Here is an 18,266-nt window from a genome sequence, read left to right as displayed (position 1 = left end):
AAAGGAGTCACTATGGGTAAGCTGATTAAGTGGATCGTAGCGCTGGCGGTGATGTATGGCGTATTTCTGTTTTCGGGGTACGGCGTGCTGATCGGCAGCAATCAAAACGTCGGAGGGCTGGGGTTACAGTGTAAATACCTGACGGCCCGTAATGTGGTGATTGCGCAGTATCTGCACGGTGACAACGGCGTGATTGGCGTTGCCGACTGCCCGCTGTTCAAAAAGGTCGAAACGGTGGTGGATTGATCACCACCGTCCGAAACCGCCGCCAAACGGCGGTTTCGCATCAATTGCGAGTAAATTTCATCTCAATCAACGCGATCGCTTTTTCGATCGCCCGCCGCGTCACCGGGTCGGCTCCGGCAGGATGGGTGGAAAAATCGATGTTTTTCAACTGACTTGCCATTTTGTCCCGCACCTCGGTTGGTGCGATAACATCAATGACATCCAGAATTTGTTTGATGACCAGTTGGCAGGCGACCAGATCGGAAGCCAATTCCTGGTCGTTGCTCAGCATGTCGGACATGGTTACTTTCCTTCTTAGTTCAGACGCCGCACAGAATACCATGCCGCCTGCCGCTTTGCCGCCCCCTGGCCGCTTACCGCTCAATTTTCAGCGCTAATACGCATTAGCCATCAAAACGCCCTGCTGAATTGGCCTATACTTGGGGCTTGAGCGCTGCGCTTGGCAGCGCATTGCAAACCCTAACCTAACGGGAGAGTGCGATGGCCAACCACAATGTGAAATCCTGGGCGACAGTGCGTGAAACGTCGGTTGAAATTGCCGAGGCAATTTTTGAGCTGGCGAAGAACGACGAAATATTGGCGCAAAAAATCTGGGAAGAAGGCAGCGATGAAGCGTTGCAAATGGCCTTCGCCAAAACCAGCGCCGATCAGCTGTACTGGGGTGAAGAAACCGTAGAACGCAAAAACGTCTGATTGGGAAGTTATCGACAAAAAGCCCGGATGAACGATACCCGTGAATTTCAGGTTGCAGCCCAAAATGCGCTAGCTTGAAACACGACGGGTATTGGCATCCAGGCTTTTTCGGTAGTCTGTCATACCCCACTGCGGGTTATATTGTGGCCAAAAATCACGGCTCTTCACCTCCCACACCTTCCGCATTGTTCATTCTCATCACCGGCGTCACCATAAAAGCGGCAACCCCCACGATTACAACCAGAGTAATAATCACTGTCATTAACATGCGATCACCCCATCAACGCTGAGTTGTCACGGCTGACTCTGTCTAGGCGGTTCGTTTCCTGCGGCCTGAACCACTTCAGTATCAGCGGTAGCGGGCAATCTCAGATTAGCCGTTTTTCCTTCCGGCTGACAAGCCACCTGATGATGGTTTTTCCGAATAATTTCGCTCTGGTGCCCGCGGGCTTTTTGTCCGGGGCGGCAAGTTGTGTATACTTCACCGCTATGTAGATCTCACACAGACGCACTGATGATACAAGAACATCACCTCTCATTAGTCTGCGCCCTCAGCAAATGGGTCGAAACTCACCTCGGTAGAGTGATCCATCTCGAAGAGCTGGCCGAGTACTCCGGCTACTCCCTGTGGCACATGCAGAAGCTGTTCAAAGAAGCGACCGGGATTTCGCTGGGCAAGTATATCCGCGAACGCCGGCTGGCCGGCGCGGTTTACCAATTACGCAGCAGCGACGCTACTATTTTTGACATTGCGCTGGATTTTGGTTTTGGTTCGCAGTCACATTTTACTTATATGTTCAGAAAGCGGTTCAACATCACGCCTTATGATTTTCGTCAGGATTTAAGCGTAGATTTGCACATTGCCCCTCCGTTGCACATCATCCATCAGAAAACCGCCTGACCGCTCTCCCGCCGCACCGGCCGGCGGGCTTAATGATGGGCAAAAATAACCACCAATATGGCAATCAACGCGGGTAGCGCCTGGACCTTAAGAATTTTACGGCTCGCCGTCAGGCCACCGAAGACGCCCGCTACCAGCACGCAGCCAAGGAAAAACAGTTGCACCGCCGGATCGGCACGCCAAACCCCCCATGCCAGCCCGGTCGCCAGAAAACCGTTATACAGCCCCTGGTTAGCCGCCAGCACGCGTGTTGCAGCCGCAAATTCCGCCGTGGTGGCGAATACGCGTCTACCGGTCGGTGCCTGCCAAAGGAACATTTCCAGGATCAGAATATACAAATGAATCGCGGCTATTAATAAGACGATAATATTAGAAAGTATTATCATTGTATTTCGTAAGGTTAATTAAGGGTTAGGTTTAATAAGTATAACCACATTCAGAAAATTGCGAATAGCCAGACATAAAAAAACCCGCCGCAGCGGGTCTATTACCTAATCATCCAGGGTTAACTTAGCGCAACAACAAGCATAGCTGCGATTGAGATCCAGAAAGCCGCCGTTGCAATAACAACATGGGATAATCTTGCACGATAGAGTACTTGGCTCATAATGACCTCACAGGCTTCTGACTAGCGGTTAGGTAACAACACTTCTTGATAGATATCTTAATCCACTGCTCCGACCAATTATTTGCGCCAGATCACTATTTGCCAGATAAACTATATTCGATCCCAAACATGGACTTTCGATCACATTAATTCAGCGTTAATAGAAAGAAATGAATAAGATCACCCCGTCGTTATAGCCGCAGGGCATCAAACATCGCTCCAGGGCAGGCGTGGTGCGGTCAAGCGCGGGCCACTATAGCCGCTAACATCCGGGAAACGGCTATTCCCCTGCTCCCAGTCATGTTGTGCCCGAGTAATATCTTGCTTACTGTGGCCGACAAAGTTCCACCAAATGAGAATCTCTTCGTTTAATGGCGCCCCACCGATTAATAATGCCCGGCAGCCCTTCTTGGCATTTAACCCGATCTGGTTAATATTCATTCCTAAATAGGCGAACTCATCAGGTGAAAATTTTTCATCATTAACCTCGAATGCACCAATAAGGGGCAAAAATCCTATTTCAAAGTCTTCCCGCAACGGTAATGGCAAATAGCCGTCGCTCTGCCACTCCAAATCAATGGCGATTAATGGCGAAAGAGTAAACACCGGAGAACGGTATTGCTCAAACTCCCCCACCAACAAAGTATGCCTCACTCCATTTTGTACCCAGGACGGCAAATCAGGATAATGATCGAAGCGCGGCGCCATATCGGCATTGTCGGCCGGCAAAGCAATCCACAGCTGCGCAGCATGCAAACGCCGCTCTTCCCCCGTTGACTGCTCGGTATGGGCGATACCTCGCCCCGCCGTCATCAGGTTGACCTGGCCCGGGCGAATCACCTGCTCGCTGCCCAGACTGTCGCGATGCAGCACCTCGCCTTCAATCATCCAGGTAAAGGTTTGCAAGCCAATATGCGGGTGTGGACCCACATCCATACCTTTAGAAGAGCCGCTGAAGACCGAAGGCCCGGCGTGGTCGAGAAAGCACCAGGCACCCACGGTACGACGTTCTCGGGTGGGTAAGGCACGGTTGATCGGGATACCGCCGACTTCGGCATTACGTGCGGTGATGCGCTGAATCTGACGCACTCCACCGACCGTTGGGCAATCACGGGAAGAAGAAGAATGGGTTGGACGGGAGTTGCTCATCGTAACGCCTCCAGAACGGCACACAGGTTGAATTAATGACGAAGCCAGCTTATCACACGGCAAGCGGCCTAAATGCAACCAGGGAGGCGGAGTCTGTCAGGATGTCTTGATATAGCAGCCTTTTACATCAACTTCGTCATGTGCATGTTTCAGATCGGAGAAATACGTCACACCAAAGAGTATTGATACGACCAACAACACGGAAACCAACAGGCCGATAAGCGCCAGCAGTTTGGTTTCGTCGTGGAGATTATGCTCCATTTTATCTCCTGTTCAGAACGGCGTCATGTCAGCCATAAAGTGACTGACAGCGTAAAAATGATCAGGGAGCAAGACGCTATCGCCAGCACAATGATGGCAAACTGCGCATCTCCCAGAGTTTCACGGTAGTTTTTGTCTTGTGAGGCATTACGTTGTTCTTTCACAAAATCTATCTTAACTCATCACGCGTAAACGTTATTGTGGTGGGATGATCGATAAAAAACTCGCTACTGCGGTTTTCTTAGATTCTGCGTCCAACGCCATTCAGACCTCAATAGTGGCAAGACGCTATCAACTTTCCTCGCCAGGGTCAATATCCCCGCGGGAGCAGAGGTGGCGTGAGTATAAAACATTCGAAAATTTTATTAAAACAAAAAAATAATTAGCAAAACTTATATTCAGGGCAATAAAAAAGCCCGACATCACATCGGGCTTCTGAACATCTTTTCTTCTTTACTGCGGAATACGCAGAACCTGTCCTGGATAAATTTTGTCCGGACTGGATAGCATGGGCTTGTTCGCTTCGAAGATCTTGTTGTACAGGTTGGCGTTACCGTACACCTCTTTCGATACCGCGCTCAGCGTGTCGCCCTTCTTGACGGTATAGAAACGGCTCTCTGCTGCAGATTGTTCCACCGACACCTTATCTTCCACACCGCTGATACCCGCCACGTTACCGATCGCCACCAGGATTTTTTCTTTCAGCTCCTGGCTGACGGCGTCTCCGGTCACCACGGCTTTACCATCGACCACCTGTACATCGACCTTATCGGTACCCGGCAGACCGGTTTTATTCAAATGCTCCTTCAGTTTGGCGCTTTGATCTTCGGCAGTCGCGTTGCCGGTCACTGTGTCCCACAGTTTTTCGCCAGCTTCTTTGACGAAGTTAAACAATCCCATATTCACTCCTTTCGATGGTTACAATGTTGCGTTCACTTAAGGCTTGTTAAGCTTAGCACTGCAAAACGGATATTCCATCGCTCCTGTGCCATTTAGCCGTTGGAGTAATCCGAAAGTGCCCTCTTTTATCGCCAATCCATCACTTTGCACCGATACCCACGCTGAAAGACGCACCGTTTTTACCTACAATAAGGGTATGGAGAGATTTGGCTCGAGGATGCAAGACGCTATGTACGCACTGGTTATGTTTGTATGTTATCTGGATGGCGGCTGCGCCGATATCGTGGTTGACGTGCTGCGCGACGAACACCAGTGCCTGGTCGTCATGAAGGAACAAAATCTGCGCCACGCAGGGTGTTTTCCGGTGGAAGACTTTATCGATGGTTTCTGGCTGCCAGCCAGTGAATATGCGCCATTGTAGGGCAGCACGCGGTTTTTCTGCTGTTTACCTCTGAGGAATTTCTGAATTCATCGGGAAAGAGGTTTATCCACGATGTTTTATGCCGCTATTTTGCTAAATTGCTTCACCCGAACGATATGGAGACGGCATCATGCCCGTATCTACTCTCTCAGACGAACATTATGAAACCTTGTTGCGCGATGTCAGCCTGGTCGTCGGCGGCGCGGTGATCCAACTGATCAATCTCAATAAGAAAGTCTCCGGCAATAATATTCTGGCCCAATTGGTCACCGAGATTGAACACGAGAAAAATCAGCAGCGCTCTGCCACTCTGCGCTCGGCTATTGAACTGATGGGCCTGGCCCCCAAAGGATAGCGCCAAAAAAAGAAGGCAGAGCTTGCGCTCTGCCTTCTCTACCGTTATCCCGACACAGGATGAAGGTAATAGCGTGGAAACTTAGAAACGATAAGTCAGGTTAACCGCGACGATATCGTCAGTGCTCAGTTTCAGCTTGTTGTCGTCATTCAACTGGTTGATTTTGTAATCAACATAGGTGTACATGTTTTTGTTGAAGTAGTAAGTCGCGCCCACTTCCACGTATTTCACCAGATCCACATCGCCAAGCCCTTCGATATCCTTGCCTTTAGACTGCACGTAGGCCAGAGACGGACGCAGACCGTTTTCGAACTGGTATTGAGCGACCATTTCGAAGTTCTGAGTTTTGTTGGCGAAACCAGACACGCCGTTAACGCTGATTGGCGTCATGTTACGGGTTTCAGCATACATAGCCGCCAGGTAAACCTGATTGGCGTCGTATTTAACCGCAGTGGTCCAGGCCGTCGCGCTGTCGCCTTTGCCGTACTGAAGTTTCTTTTGATCGCTGGTGCGGTTCGAGTCAGAGAACGCCGCCGCCACGCCGATACCTGAGCCGCCGATATCCTGGTAATCCAATGACAGACCGTAGCCGTCGCCATTTTGCTTGGTCACGCTGCGACCGTCGCCGTCGTTTTTACCCTGGTACTGTACCGCCAGGTTCAGGCCTTCCACCAACCCGAAGAAATCACGGTTACGGTAAGTCGCCAAGCCGTTGGAACGCGCGGTCATATAGTTATCGGTGTAGCTGTAAGAATCGCCGCCGAATTCCGGCAGCATGTCGGTGTAGGCTTCCGCGTCGTACACTACGCCGTAGTTGCGGCCGTAGTCGAATGAACCGTAGTTGGCGAACTTCAGACCGGCAAAGCCCAGACGGGTTTTGGTGCCTGTAGTGCCCTGCGCTTCGTCGTGGTTGGCCTGGACGTTATATTCCCACTGGCCGTAACCGGTCAGTTGGTCATTGATTTGCGTTTCGCCTTTGAAACCCAGACGGACATAAGTCTTGTCGCCATCTTCAGATTTGTCATCGCTGAAAACATGTTTGGCAGAAACGCGACCGTACAGGTCAAGTTTATTGCCATCCTTATTATAAATTTCAGCCGCGTTGGCAAAGGAGGTGATTGCCGCAAGGGCAACAGCTAAGGCTAATACACTGCGATTCATCATTTATTTTCCTAGATATTATAATTAAAAACCTGCCCATCACGCCCAATTTATGATTTGGGCTGTGATCTTTATCATTTAGTATTTTATGAGCGCCCCTAATCAGGGGCCATGTGACATTAGCATCATGAATCCAAACTTCAAAAGAAAAAGTTCATAAAATACCGTGGATAAAGCATGTTTATGTGTAACCAAATATTACAAACAAAGATGACAACAAATCATTGATTCATATTGATATTTGTCACATACCTTATAACCAAATTGGTGCATCGCACTAAATTGGTGCAATTTACTTTATTTTTGCCTACTTTATAAACGATACGGAAATAACATGAAACTTAGCGTGGTTACTAATAACGTTACTTATTTCACATTTTCATCTAAACAAAGTCACTGCGCTGATTTAGGCCATTACCCGGGTTTTAATCAGATCTTTTACAGGTTCACATAATCAATACGATTCAAAGCGCCAAAATAGTAATACCGGGGGAAATTAAATTTAAGAGATGGCAATAGTGAACAGCGGATATATAAAGAGAGGGGAGTAAACTTATTTTACAGGATAATACGCCATATTAATTAAAGGCTGCAGCTGACAACGCTACAGCCTGGCGCACACTACAGATAAAAACCGCCTTGGCGGCTGGCAGATTAATACAGCGTGCTGCGCGGCACCTCGGTCAGCACCATACCGGCACGCAGCCCAAGCGCAACGCCGGGATTGGGGAACAAAATCCACTCGCGGGCATGTTGAACCCGGTACTCCTCACCCGGTTGTTCGCACAACAAAGTACCCTGTTTAAGCTCGGTAAAGTTGGCGGTGTCGTCGCTAAGGTGCAGCCTGAAATCCTCGCTGCGCTTAATCAACGACTGCTCGACGCGGAATAGTCGCAGCTCAGCACCTGGTCGCGAAGGTAAAGGTTCACCGCTCACTACCCCCTGCAACGCACGATTAATGGCGGCAAACTGTTGCAGATCGTTGCTGCCGAACGGTTTCGCCTTGCCCAGCTCCAGCGTGCAGCTTGCAGCGCCGGCGTGTTCGCTGGAAAAATGGCTGAAGGTACCGCCAGGAGCGCTGTGGATCACCAACGCGTCCAGATCGGCAGCATCCAGCACGGCCAGCATATCCGCACTGTAGGGGCGTGTCTGGAAGGGCAAAATGCCAAAACGCGGCAGCCGCGATTCACGTATCGCCGTATGCAGATCATAATGGAAGCGCACGGTCTCTTCCCCGTCGAAAAACGCCGTTATCACCTGCTCCAGTTGCTGCGCCCGCGCGGTTTCACCACTGTGGTTAAACTCGCGATAGCGGCCGCCGAACATGCGGTTCATGTCACTGTGCAGATAACGTTTACCTGCACGTATCGCCGCCGGGTTACCCAGCACCACCAGCAGCCGCACCGCCAGCGGCCTTTCGCCCGCCAGCAGCGCATTGACCAATTGGTTCAGCAGTTCAATCGGTGCCGTTTCATTACCGTGTATCCCGGCGGAAAGCACCACCGCCTGCCGGTAAGCCTGGCGTGGAGTGATTTCCAACAGGCCTTCCCCCAGCCAGCGCCAGTGCACATTCAGGTTTTCCCCCTGGTGGTTGGCCGGGGCTTGCCCCGCCAGCGTCAGGGCCAGCAAATCAAACATGGCAACTCCGTCTATTGTTGGAAAGGATAAACCGAACCCAGCCCGAGGATAGACGTCAAAGCGTCCAGCGCGTCTCGACCTTCACGCAACAATTGCGGATCGGCCAAATCGTTTTGCGTCAGCCGATCGCGATAATAGCGATCGACCCACTCATTCAGCGTGACAAACAGCGTATCGTTCATCATCGCGCGCGGATTCACCGCCCGCAGCTCCTGCTCATTCAGCGCCACACGCAGCCTCAGGCAGGCCGGTCCGCCACCGTTACGCATACTCTCACGCAGATCGAATACCTTGATTTCATCGATCGGCCCGCCGCCGGCCACCATCTCGCTCAGATAGCGCCACACGCCGCCATGCTGACGCGACTCTTCCGGCACCACAATCATCATCTTGCCGTCAGGTTTGGTTAGAATCTGACTGTTGAACAGATAGGTCGATACCGCATCCGCCACTGAGACCTGCGCCGTCGGCACCTCAATCGTCGTCAGTTCGCTGTCCAGCGTCGCCATCTTGCGGCGCACCTCGTCCAGCGCTTGCTGCTGCTGATGAAACGCCTGCTGATGATGGAACAGCACGTTCTGGTTACTGACCGCAATCACGTCGTTATGAAACACGCCCTGGTCGATCACTGCCGGGTTTTGCTGCACAAACACGGTGTGCTGCTCATCCAATTGATGCAGCCGGGCAATCGCCTCGCCGGCCTCACGCGTCTGGCGTGCCGGGTAACGCGTCGGTGCGGTTTCGCCGCCGAACTCCTGGCGGCCATAAACAAACATCTGCACGCTGCGTTTGCCATAGTCGCCACCCAACCGATTGTGGTTGGCCGCGCCTTCGTCACCAAACAGCGCCACCTGCGGCAGGGCTTCGTGGTGGGTGAAATGACGTTCATCGTTGAAAATCGCGCGCAGCACGCCGGAGGTGGTTTCAGCCTCAATGGCGCGGTGGAATTTATTGTTCAGGTTGGCGGCGGTGAAATGCACCTTGCCATCTTTGCTGTCCGCCGAAGGCGAAACCGTGGCCGCATTGGCGGTCCACATACTCGAGGCCGAGCTGAGCGCCGACAACAAACGTGGCGACTGACGCATCGCCTGTGCCAATACGGCCTCATCGCTGCCGCTGAAGCCCAGTTTGCGCAGCATCGGCACATGCGGCCGCTCCTGCGGCGGCAAAACGCCCTGCTGAAAGCCGAGATCGGCCAGCGCCTTCATCTTCAGCAACCCCTGCTTGGCTGCCAGTTTCGGGTTAGACACGCTGTTTTGGTGCTGCGTAGAGGCCTCATTGCCAAACGACAATCCGGCGTAATGATGCGTCAGGCCCACCAGACCATCGAAATTGACTTCATATCCCGACATGTTGTTCTCCTGGGTCGAGCAGACTCGGCCCTGTTCAAAAAATCTACCCTATGAATTTCGAGTTGGCCGCGCTAGCGCGTCCATGCACTCGCGGCATTTGTACATCCCTGTACAGCATAGCCAGGCCCCCGGCCAAATAGCTGCGCCTGATAGTGCTACAGGTGGGAGTCATGCAGAGCGCCGACACGGCGTGAACCCACCCCGGGGACTCGTATCGCGCATCTCTGCGCTCAACGGTCGGCTAACCTGTAATCCCCCCGTCTGCCTCAAACTTAGGGTGTAGCGGTATTAAACGACAGCCCTGGCGACAGGCTGGCCGGCAGCGTCAAACTTTCGCTTTCCAGCGACGCCATTGGCCAGGCGCAGTAATCCGCCGCGTAGTAGGCGCTTGGGCGGTGGTTGCCCGAGGCACCCACGCCGCCGAACGGCGCAGCACTGGAGGCACCGGTCAAGGGTTTGTTCCAGTTGACGATACCGGCGCGCGCTTCCAACAGCAGTTGGTCAAACCGCTCACGCTGCGGCGACACCAGGCCGACAGACAGGCCATAGCGCGTCTGGTTGGCGATGCGTAACGCCTCGTCAAAGTCGTTATAGCGAATGACGGTGGTCAGCGGGCCAAAATATTCTTCGTCAGGCACATCACGCACGCCAGTCACATCGATAATGCCTGGGCTCAGCAGCGCGCTGCCGCTTTCCAACCGCTGCATGGTCAGCAAGGCCTTGCCGCCCAAAGACAACAGATGATGCTGCGCCGCCAGCATTTTTTCCGCCGCCGCAGAGGAGATCACCCCGCCCATGAACGGCTGCGGTTCGGCGTCCCAGCGACCGACGCGCAGAGCGCCCGCCACCTGAACCAAACGCTCGATAAAGGCATCGCCTTCGCTGCCGCGTTTCACCAGAATGCGGCGCGAACAGGTGCAACGTTGGCCGGCGGAGATAAACGCCGACTGAATCGCCAGATTGACCGCCGCATCGCGATCGTCGATCTGATCGACAATCAGCGCATTATTGCCACCCATTTCCAGCGCCAGCATCTTTTCAGGCTGCCCCGCCAACTGGCGATGCAGGTGATAGCCAGTGCCGGCGCTGCCGGTAAACAGCAGACCGTCGATATCCGCGCTGGCGGCCAGCGCCTCGCCGGTTTCACGTCCGCCCTGCACCAGGTTGATCACCCCGTTTGGCAAACCGGCCTGCTGCCATAGCTTCAGCGTTTCCTCGGCGGTCAGCGGCGTCAGCTCGCTGGGTTTAAATACCACCGTATTGCCCGCCAGCAAGGCAGGCACAATGTGGCCGTTAGGCAAATGGCCCGGGAAGTTGTAAGGCCCGAAGACCGCCAGCACGCCATGCGGCCGGTGGCGCAGCACCGAAGCGCCGTCTGCCATCGCGGTTTCGCTGATGCCGGTACGCGTCTGGTATGCCTGCAAGGAAATCGCCACTTTGCCGATCATCGCCTGCACTTCGGTCAGCGTCTCCCAGCGGGGTTTGCTGGTTTCACGGCTGATCACCGCCGCCAAATCCTGTTTATGCTCTTCCAGCAGGGCGGCAAAACGCTTTACCAACTGCTCACGCTGTTCAAACGGGGTACGGGCCCAGGCCGGGAACGCGGCGCGAGCAGCCTCGCAAGCGGCGGCGACATCACTGCCATCGGCGGCATTGGCCTGCCACAGCGTCTGGTTGTCGACCGGATCGGCCTTGCCGAATTCAGCGCCCCGGCCCTGTTGCCAGGCGCCGTTAATAAACAGTGCAGGATGTGACATTAGGCTTTCTCCTTTGAAATTAGGGGGATGACCCGCACCAAGCTGCCTTGCTCAACGCCCAGCGCCGCAGCGGTTTCCGCATTGAGATGCAGACGCTCGTCATACAGATCGGCATTGACCAGCAGTGCGCGGTAGGACTGATAATGATCGTTGGCCACCAGAAGAGCCGGCGCATCGGCGCGCATTGGCGTCTCGTCCAGCACCACTTTCACCGCGCGGCTCTCTTTGACCGCACGGATATGGTCGATTTCCGCCTCCAGCGTCGGGCCGCCGTCGAAGATATCGACATAGCCCTGATAGCGCAGGCCCTCAGATTCCAGCACCCGGCGGGCGGGAACGGTCTGCGGATGCACTTCGCCAATCACCTTTTGCGCGTCTTCGGCCAGGAAATCGACATACAGCGGGTGTTTCGGCATCAGCTCGGCGATAAACGCCTTCTGTCCGGTACCGCTCAGGTAGTCCGCCTTGGCGAACTCGATGGAAAAGAAATGGTTTCCGACGCTCTCCCAGAACGGCGAACGGCCCTCTTCATCGGAGAAACCGCGCATTTCGGCAATCAGCCGCGCGGAAAAACGCTCACGGAAAGCGGCGATAAACAGGAAGCGCACCTTCGACAGCAGCTTGCCGTTTTCGCCGTGACGGTAGTCCGGATCGAGGAACAGCGTACACAGCTCGGAATGGCCGGTGTGATCGTTGCTGAGAAACAGCGTCGGCACCGATTTATAGACGTTCAACTGTTTGGACGCGTGCACCTGGGTACCGACGCGAAAGCTGTACCAGGGTTCAGTCAGCCCAACGGCCACTTCAATCGCGCAAACCCCTACCGCCTGCTGGCGCTCGCTGTCCTCCAGCACAAACAGATAACACTGCTCGCCACGCGGAAGTTCGCCTTGCCAGGTTTTTAACGCCCGCTCAATGCGTGCCGACAAGGTATCTTCATCTTGCGGCAGGGAAGTGAGACCGATGCCGGATTTACCGGCAAGCGTCAGTAAGTCAGCCAAATCGCGACGCTCTATAGGGCGAATAATCATCATAATGCGAACCTCGTCAGAATCAGGCGGCGCCGGTTAAGGCGCAGCCTGTGTATTAGCTGCAAATCCGCGCCACGGCACGCGCGAATCGCGCCAGCCCCTCTTTCACATCCTGCTCTGGAATGATCAATGAAGGGGTAAAGCGCACCACATCCGGGCCGGCGATCAGCGCGATCACGCCCTCGTCGTTGGCCAACTGGGTAATCTGTTTTGCCTTGCCGGCATAATCCTTATTCAACTGGCAGCCAATCAGCAGGCCGCCCCCGCGGATTTCAGAGAAAATCGGGTATTGCCGGTTAATCTCGTTCAAGCCGTCGATAAACCACTGGTGGCGCTGCTTCACCCCTTCCAGCACCTCTGGCGTATTGATGATGGAGAACACCGCGCCCGCCACCGCCGTCGCCAGCGGGTTGCCGCCGTAGGTGGTACCGTGGGTGCCTACGCTCAGGGTTTTGGCCAACGCGTCGGTGGTCAGCATGGCGCCAATCGGGAAGCCGCCACCCAGTGCTTTCGCGGTGGTCAGCACGTCCGGCACTACGCCGTATTGCATGTAGGCATACAGATGACCGGTGCGGCCCACGCCGGTTTGCACTTCGTCGAAAATCAGCAACGCATCATGGCGATCGCACAGCTCACGCAAGCCCTGCAGGAAAGCGGCATCGGCCGGCAGTACGCCGCCTTCGCCCTGAATCGGCTCCACAATCACCGCGCAGGTCTGGTCGTTGATCAGCTCAGCCGCGGCAGCCAGATCGTTAAACGCCGTGTGACTGATACCGCCCGGCAGCGGCGCGAAATCTTTTGAATACTTCGGCTGGCCGCCGGCAGACACGGTGAACAGCGTCCGTCCATGGAAAGCGTTATTGAACGCCACAATCTGGTTCTTGCCGGCGTTACCGTTGTCCAGCGCACGTTTACGCGCCAGCTTCAACGCCGCTTCGTTGGCTTCCGCCCCGGAGTTGCAGAAAAACACCTTGTCGGCAAAGGTGGCGTCAATCAGCTGTTTCGCCAGTTGCAGCACGGGTTCATTGGTGTAGCCGTTGCCCAAATGCCACAGTTTCCCCGCCTGTTCCACCAGCGCCGCTTTCACCGCCGGATGCGCATGCCCCAACGCATTAACCGCGATGCCGCCGGCAAAATCGATGTAAGACTTACCTTGTTGGTCCCAGACCTGTGAACCCTCACCCCGAACCAGAATAAAATCAGCGGGGGCATAAACCGGGACCATCCAGTCGTCGAAAGACTGGCGGGTAACTGCGATTGGCTGTTCCATAATGACCTCATAACCTCAGCAAAGGCTGAATTTTGACTGTAAGGGCCGTTCCTGCCCGGATATTCCGCAACAAAACAAAAAAAACCGCGTCGTTGAATCCGCTTTTCGCCCGGTGATAACTCTGCCATCTACCGGCTATTCAGAAACAAATCTGTTACATAAAATCGGTTTTCCACTATTTCTGCCGCGTATCCGGTCCCTGAACGGGGAATAAATGTTAACGAGCAGTTAAAATACATGCCGTTTGATAAAGAGTGTAGAGCAGCTATCGTGCCAAAACGGGATTTTTGGCGAATAACGCGTTTTTTTACGTTAAAACAACGGCTTACAATGCATACTTATTCAATAATTATGCATTGGTAATGAATAATTGAAAAAATAAGGCTAAAAATCATCATTGGTCGCGAAATCCTATTCAATTGCAAAAAACTTCAATATTTCTGATCGCGCTCGCAAAAATAATTTGGCCCGATTTGCGCCCGATCACACTTTTGCCCCACCGGAGTGCAGCGAATGCACCAGAGACGAGCAATCCCGCATCAGTCAAGGCTCTGCCGGGCGGAGAACCTTTTCCCCGACGACGCATTCGCGCGCCGGATCACCGATTTGTTGAGCAGCAACTACACTGTGATTTCGACCACCCAGCGCTTGAGGAGCCATGATGTCTAAAAAAACTGTTGATCCCACCCAACCGGCGGCACAAAAGGATATTCGCGTATTTCTGGACGCGTTAAACGCCGGCGGCGGCAAACCGATGGAGCAAATGAAGCCAAAGGAGGCGCGTAAAGTGCTGGAAGGGGCGCAAAACAGCGTTGAAGTCCCGCTGTACGAAGTCGAAATCAGCGAGAAAACCATTCACGTTGAGGGGCAGGACATCCTGCTGCATCTGGTACGGCCGGCCAAAGTAAAAGAAGCGCTGCCGGTATTCATGTTCTTCCACGGCGGGGGCTGGGTGTTGGGAGACTTCCCTACTCATGAACGTTTGGTGCGCGATCTGGTGCACAGTTCCGGCGCTGCGGCGGTGTTTGTCAATTACACTCCTTCGCCGGAAGCGCATTACCCCACCGCCATCAACCAGGCCTATGCCGCCACCGAATGGGTGGCCGAATACGGCGAAAAAATCAACGTCGACGGTTCGCGGCTGGCGGTAGTCGGCAACAGCGTAGGCGGAAATATGGCGGCGGTCGTCAGCCTGATGGCCAAGGAAAAAGGCACGCCGGCGCTGCGCAGCCAGATCCTGCTGTGGCCAGTAACCCACGCCAGCTTTGATACCGACTCCTATCACCAATTCGCCGAAGGCCACTTCCTGACGCGCAATATGATGAAATGGTTCTGGGACAACTACACCACCGACAAGGCACAGCGCAAAGAGATCTACGCTTCACCGCTCAATGCCACGCTGGAACAGCTGAAAGGCTTGCCGCCGGCGCTGGTGCAGACCGCAGAGCTGGACGTACTGCGCGACGAAGGCGAAGCCTACGCCCGCCTGCTGAACGCCGCCGGGGTAGAGGTGACCTCTACCCGTTATAACGGGTTGATCCACGATTACGGTTTGCTGAACCCGATAGCCCACGTGCCGGCGGTGCACTCGGCCATTCATCAGGCCGGGCGCGCGCTGAAACACTATCTGGCTTAATCGACATAATGGCAGGCCACCCGGTGCCCGGCAGCCAGGGTACGTAACGCGGGGGCCTGTTGCCGACACTGAACGGTAGCCTGCGGGCAACGGGGGTGAAAACGGCAGCCCTGCGGCGGTTGAGCCGGGTTGGGCAGTTCCCCCCGTGCCACTGACTGCGGCTGCCGCAGCGGATCCAGGCTGGGCACCGACGCCAATAACGCCTGAGTATAAGGGTGGCGCGGCTGGCGAAACAGGCTGTCGCGATCGGCGCTCTCGACAATCTGGCCGAGATACATCACCGCCACGTCCTGACACAGATGCTCCACCACCCCGAGATCGTGCGAAATAAACAGAAAGGTTACGCCCTGCTGCTCCTGGAGATCGGAAAACAGGTTGATGATCTGCGCCTGAATCGAGACGTCGAGCGCCGAAATCGGCTCATCGGCGACGATAAATTCCGGCTGCAGGATCACCGCACGCGCAATGCCGATGCGTTGCCGCTGGCCGCCGGAGAACTCATGCGGAAAACGCCCGTAATGCTGCGCCGACAGCCCGCAGATTTCCATCGTGTCGATCACCCGGTCACGCACTTCACTTTTAGTCGCCAACCCGTGTTGCAGCAGGGCTTCACCAATAGCATCGCCAACGCGCATTCTCGGATTCAGTGAACTGTAGGGATCCTGAAACACCAGTTGCATCTTCGGGCGCATGGCGCGCAGTTGGCGTGGATTGAGCGCATCCAGCGCCTGCCCGTTAAACAGCACTTCGCCGGCGGTTTTATCATGCAGCCCCAGCAACGTGCGGCCAACGGTGGTTTTGCCGCTGCCGGATTCGCCCACCAAACCGAAAATGGTGCCTCTGCGAATGCTGAAGCTGACGTCATCCACCGCCCGCAACTGCCCGGTAGTTTGGCCGAACAGGCCATCGCGCAGCGGGAAATATTTCTTCAGCCCTTTCACTTCAACCAGGAGTTCAGCCGACATGCATGCGCCCTCCCGCATTCAGAAAGCAGGCGGATTGGCGCTGCCCATGGCCGTACAATGGCGGAATGCCATCACGACAGCGTGCGCTCACCTGCGAGCAACGATCGGCAAAAGCGCAATGGTCAGGCAAACGGGCCAGATCGGGCACCTGACCGGGGATTGAATACAGTCGGCGGCGCCGCTGCCCGGCCACCGGCCGCGAGGCCATCAGCCCCTGGGTATAAGGATGCTGCGGATTGGCCAATACCTCCCGGGTGGCACCCTGCTCGACAATGCGCCCGGCGTACATCACCACCAACCGATCGGCCATCTGAGCGATGACCCCAAGATCGTGGGTGATCAGCATCATCGCCATATTGTGTCTTTGCGCTTGTTCACGCAGCAGCGCCAGGATTTGCGCCTGTACAGTGACGTCGAGTGCCGTGGTCGGCTCGTCGGCAATCAGCAACGCCGGGCGGCAACTGATGGCCATGGCGATCATGATGCGTTGCAACATGCCGCCGGAAAGCTGGTGCGGGTAGCTGGTCATCAGCTGTTCTGCACGCGCCAATCCCACTTCCGTAATCAATGCCGTCGCTTCCCGCCAGGCGGCCTTCGGCGCTGCCCCCCGGTGGCGGATCAGCGGCTCAACCAGTTGCTCGCCAATGGTCAACACCGGGTTCAACGCGCTCATCGGTTCCTGGAAGATCATCGCCAAGCGGTTGCCGCGCAAATCGGCCATCTGCTGTGGCCGCAGTTTCAGCAAATCCTGGCCGTCAAAATAAATCTCGCCACCGTCGATCTGCGCCAGCGGCTGCGGCAACAACCCCATCATCGCCAGAGCGGTGACGCTTTTGCCACAGCCGGACTCGCCAACCACGCCCAACGTCTGCCCGGCGTGCAATTCGAAACTCACCTGCTGCACTGCCCGCACCCGGCCCTGTTCGCCGTTGAAGGCCACCGACAGTTGATTAAAGGCTACCAGCGGTTGGCTCATCGTCTTACCCCGTTCATTTTCGGATCGAGCGCGTCCCGCAGGCCGTCACCCAGAATGTTAATCGCCACTACGGTGATGAAAATCGCCAGGCCCGGCGGCATCCACAGCCAGGGGCGGCGCTGAAAATCGATCAGGCTGTTGGCGGCATCCATCATATTGCCCCACGACGGCGTCGGCGGTACCACACCCAGCCCCAGATAGCTGAGCGCCGATTCGCTGAGAATGGCATTGGCCACTCCCATGGTTGCCACCACCACCAGGATCGGGACGGTATTCGGCAGCAGATGGCCAAAAATACGCCGCCGGGTGGACAGCCCCAGCACTTCGGTCGCCAGCATGAAATCGCGCTCGCGCAGCGACAGGATCTGGCCGCGCACCAGCCGCGCCAGCGAAGGCCAACCCAACAGGCTGAGCATGATCATCACCATGTAAATGCGGTAATCCGGCGAGACGTCCAGCTCGGACAACATCGCTCCCATAATGATCAGCAGCGGCAGGCTGGGGATGGTCATCAGCAGATCGGCAAAGCGCATGATCAGCTTGTCCACGATGCCGCCCAGATAGCCGGATAACGCCCCCAACAGGTAGCCGAGCGTCACCGACAGCAGCATCGACACCAGGCCGATGGTCAGCGAGATGCGCCCCGCCAGCAGCAGGCGGGTGTAAATATCGCGACCGAGAAAATCGGTACCCAGCCAGTGCGCGGCATTGGGTGCCTGATTAATGTTCAGCGCATCCCCGGCATCGTCCTGCCACGGCGACAGCATCGGCCCCAAAATGCACAGCACTGCCAGTATCAGCAGCAACAACAGCGAGGCCATCGCCAACCGATGGCGCCGCAAGCGTTGCCAGGCCTGTGCGGTCGGCGGTGGCGACAACTGTGCCAGCGCCGGAAGTTGCGCCTGCCGCCAGCGGCGACGGCGACCAAAAAACAGCGTTGCCAACAT

General features: G+C 55.4%; 21 protein-coding genes. 6 read left to right on the top strand and 15 right to left on the bottom strand.

Annotation, left to right across the window (positions count from 1 at the left end):
* The first annotated feature begins 12 nt into the window (after positions 1-12).
* Entirely contained in the window at positions 13-246 is a 234-nt protein-coding gene (locus tag QZQ97_RS03555) for a YobH family protein (RefSeq protein ID WP_311992288.1), read from the top strand.
* Between the two features lie 40 nt (positions 247-286).
* Here QZQ97_RS03555 and QZQ97_RS03550 read toward each other — a convergent pair whose 3' ends face one another.
* A complete protein-coding gene (locus QZQ97_RS03550) occupies positions 287-526 on the bottom strand; it encodes a DUF2766 family protein (RefSeq protein ID WP_311992287.1) in 240 nt (79 codons plus the stop codon).
* Between the two features lie 200 nt (positions 527-726).
* Between QZQ97_RS03550 and QZQ97_RS03545 the strand changes: the two genes are divergently transcribed.
* Positions 727-939 carry a YccJ family protein gene (locus tag QZQ97_RS03545; RefSeq protein WP_006321586.1) on the top strand — a complete coding sequence of 71 codons (213 nt, stop codon included), beginning with the start codon at positions 727-729 and terminating at the stop codon, positions 937-939.
* A gap of 514 nt (positions 940-1,453) precedes the next feature.
* On the top strand, positions 1,454-1,840 hold the full coding sequence (locus tag QZQ97_RS03540) for a helix-turn-helix domain-containing protein (protein WP_006321585.1): 387 nt from the start codon (positions 1,454-1,456) through the stop codon (positions 1,838-1,840).
* A gap of 29 nt (positions 1,841-1,869) precedes the next feature.
* On the opposite strand, the gene QZQ97_RS03535 is transcribed toward QZQ97_RS03540, so the two are convergent.
* The 5 genes from QZQ97_RS03535 to lysM all read right to left on the bottom strand — a co-directional run bounded on the left by QZQ97_RS03535 (position 1,870) and on the right by lysM (position 4,757).
* Positions 1,870-2,226 carry a DUF1304 domain-containing protein gene (locus tag QZQ97_RS03535; RefSeq protein WP_442994925.1) on the bottom strand — a complete coding sequence of 119 codons (357 nt, stop codon included), beginning with the start codon at positions 2,224-2,226 and terminating at the stop codon, positions 1,870-1,872.
* 428 nt (positions 2,227-2,654) lie between these two features.
* Complete coding sequence (locus QZQ97_RS03530) at positions 2,655-3,596, bottom strand: pirin family protein (RefSeq protein WP_311992286.1); 942 nt, start codon at positions 3,594-3,596, stop codon at positions 2,655-2,657.
* Positions 3,597-3,692: 96 nt separating this feature from the next.
* Positions 3,693-3,857, bottom strand: a complete 165-nt coding sequence (locus tag QZQ97_RS03525; protein ID WP_311992285.1) for a hypothetical protein — start codon at positions 3,855-3,857, stop codon at positions 3,693-3,695.
* A 23-nt stretch (positions 3,858-3,880) separates the two neighbouring features.
* Positions 3,881-4,021, bottom strand: a complete 141-nt coding sequence (locus tag QZQ97_RS03520; protein WP_004945701.1) for a hypothetical protein — start codon at positions 4,019-4,021, stop codon at positions 3,881-3,883.
* A gap of 289 nt (positions 4,022-4,310) precedes the next feature.
* Positions 4,311-4,757: a peptidoglycan-binding protein LysM gene (gene lysM, locus QZQ97_RS03515; protein WP_311992284.1), complete on the bottom strand. Its 447-nt coding sequence runs from the start codon at positions 4,755-4,757 to the stop codon at positions 4,311-4,313.
* Between the two features lie 229 nt (positions 4,758-4,986).
* Between lysM and QZQ97_RS03510 the strand changes: the two genes are divergently transcribed.
* Complete coding sequence (locus QZQ97_RS03510; RefSeq protein ID WP_311992283.1) at positions 4,987-5,178, top strand: YebW family protein; 192 nt, start codon at positions 4,987-4,989, stop codon at positions 5,176-5,178.
* A 130-nt stretch (positions 5,179-5,308) separates the two neighbouring features.
* Positions 5,309-5,533, top strand: coding sequence for a biofilm development regulator YmgB/AriR family protein (locus QZQ97_RS03505; RefSeq protein WP_006321579.1), 225 nt, complete (start codon positions 5,309-5,311; stop codon positions 5,531-5,533).
* Positions 5,534-5,614: 81 nt separating this feature from the next.
* Here the strand turns inward: QZQ97_RS03505 and ompC are convergent, their stop codons facing one another.
* The 6 genes from ompC to QZQ97_RS03475 form a co-directional block, all read right to left on the bottom strand.
* Positions 5,615-6,697 (bottom strand): porin OmpC, encoded by a 1,083-nt coding sequence (gene ompC / locus QZQ97_RS03500; RefSeq protein ID WP_311992282.1) that lies wholly within the window; start codon positions 6,695-6,697, stop codon positions 5,615-5,617.
* Between the two features lie 651 nt (positions 6,698-7,348).
* Complete coding sequence (gene astE / locus QZQ97_RS03495) at positions 7,349-8,332, bottom strand: succinylglutamate desuccinylase (protein ID WP_311992281.1); 984 nt, start codon at positions 8,330-8,332, stop codon at positions 7,349-7,351.
* 11 nt (positions 8,333-8,343) lie between these two features.
* On the bottom strand, positions 8,344-9,684 hold the full coding sequence (astB, locus tag QZQ97_RS03490; protein ID WP_311992280.1) for an N-succinylarginine dihydrolase: 1,341 nt from the start codon (positions 9,682-9,684) through the stop codon (positions 8,344-8,346).
* A 272-nt stretch (positions 9,685-9,956) separates the two neighbouring features.
* Positions 9,957-11,441, bottom strand: a complete 1,485-nt coding sequence (gene astD, locus QZQ97_RS03485) for a succinylglutamate-semialdehyde dehydrogenase (protein WP_311992279.1) — start codon at positions 11,439-11,441, stop codon at positions 9,957-9,959.
* A complete protein-coding gene (gene astA, locus QZQ97_RS03480) occupies positions 11,441-12,475 on the bottom strand; it encodes an arginine N-succinyltransferase (protein ID WP_311992278.1) in 1,035 nt (344 codons plus the stop codon). The genes astD and astA overlap by 1 nt, the downstream gene beginning before the upstream one ends.
* A 52-nt stretch (positions 12,476-12,527) precedes the next feature.
* Positions 12,528-13,742, bottom strand: coding sequence for an aspartate aminotransferase family protein (locus QZQ97_RS03475; protein WP_311992277.1), 1,215 nt, complete (start codon positions 13,740-13,742; stop codon positions 12,528-12,530).
* Between the two features lie 661 nt (positions 13,743-14,403).
* Between QZQ97_RS03475 and QZQ97_RS03470 the strand changes: the two genes are divergently transcribed.
* Positions 14,404-15,378 carry an alpha/beta hydrolase gene (locus tag QZQ97_RS03470; RefSeq protein ID WP_311992276.1) on the top strand — a complete coding sequence of 325 codons (975 nt, stop codon included), beginning with the start codon at positions 14,404-14,406 and terminating at the stop codon, positions 15,376-15,378.
* Here the strand turns inward: QZQ97_RS03470 and QZQ97_RS03465 are convergent.
* From QZQ97_RS03465 to opp4C, 3 genes are read right to left on the bottom strand one after another with little or no spacing between them, the layout of a single operon-like run.
* On the bottom strand, positions 15,375-16,343 hold the full coding sequence (locus QZQ97_RS03465; RefSeq protein ID WP_311992275.1) for an ABC transporter ATP-binding protein: 969 nt from the start codon (positions 16,341-16,343) through the stop codon (positions 15,375-15,377). The genes QZQ97_RS03470 and QZQ97_RS03465 overlap by 4 nt on opposite strands.
* Positions 16,333-17,319 (bottom strand): ABC transporter ATP-binding protein, encoded by a 987-nt coding sequence (locus tag QZQ97_RS03460; RefSeq protein WP_311992274.1) that lies wholly within the window; start codon positions 17,317-17,319, stop codon positions 16,333-16,335. Before QZQ97_RS03460 ends, QZQ97_RS03465 begins: the two co-directional genes overlap by 11 nt.
* Positions 17,316-18,266: an oligopeptide ABC transporter permease gene (gene opp4C / locus QZQ97_RS03455; RefSeq protein ID WP_311992273.1), complete on the bottom strand. Its 951-nt coding sequence runs from the start codon at positions 18,264-18,266 to the stop codon at positions 17,316-17,318. Before opp4C ends, QZQ97_RS03460 begins: the two co-directional genes overlap by 4 nt.

Source organism: Serratia sp. root2, assembly GCF_031931805.1.
GTDB classification, from domain to species: domain Bacteria; phylum Pseudomonadota; class Gammaproteobacteria; order Enterobacterales; family Enterobacteriaceae; genus Serratia; species Serratia inhibens.
The sequence above is the reverse complement of the archived record's forward strand: the minus strand, read 5'-3'. Positions and strand labels throughout refer to the sequence as shown.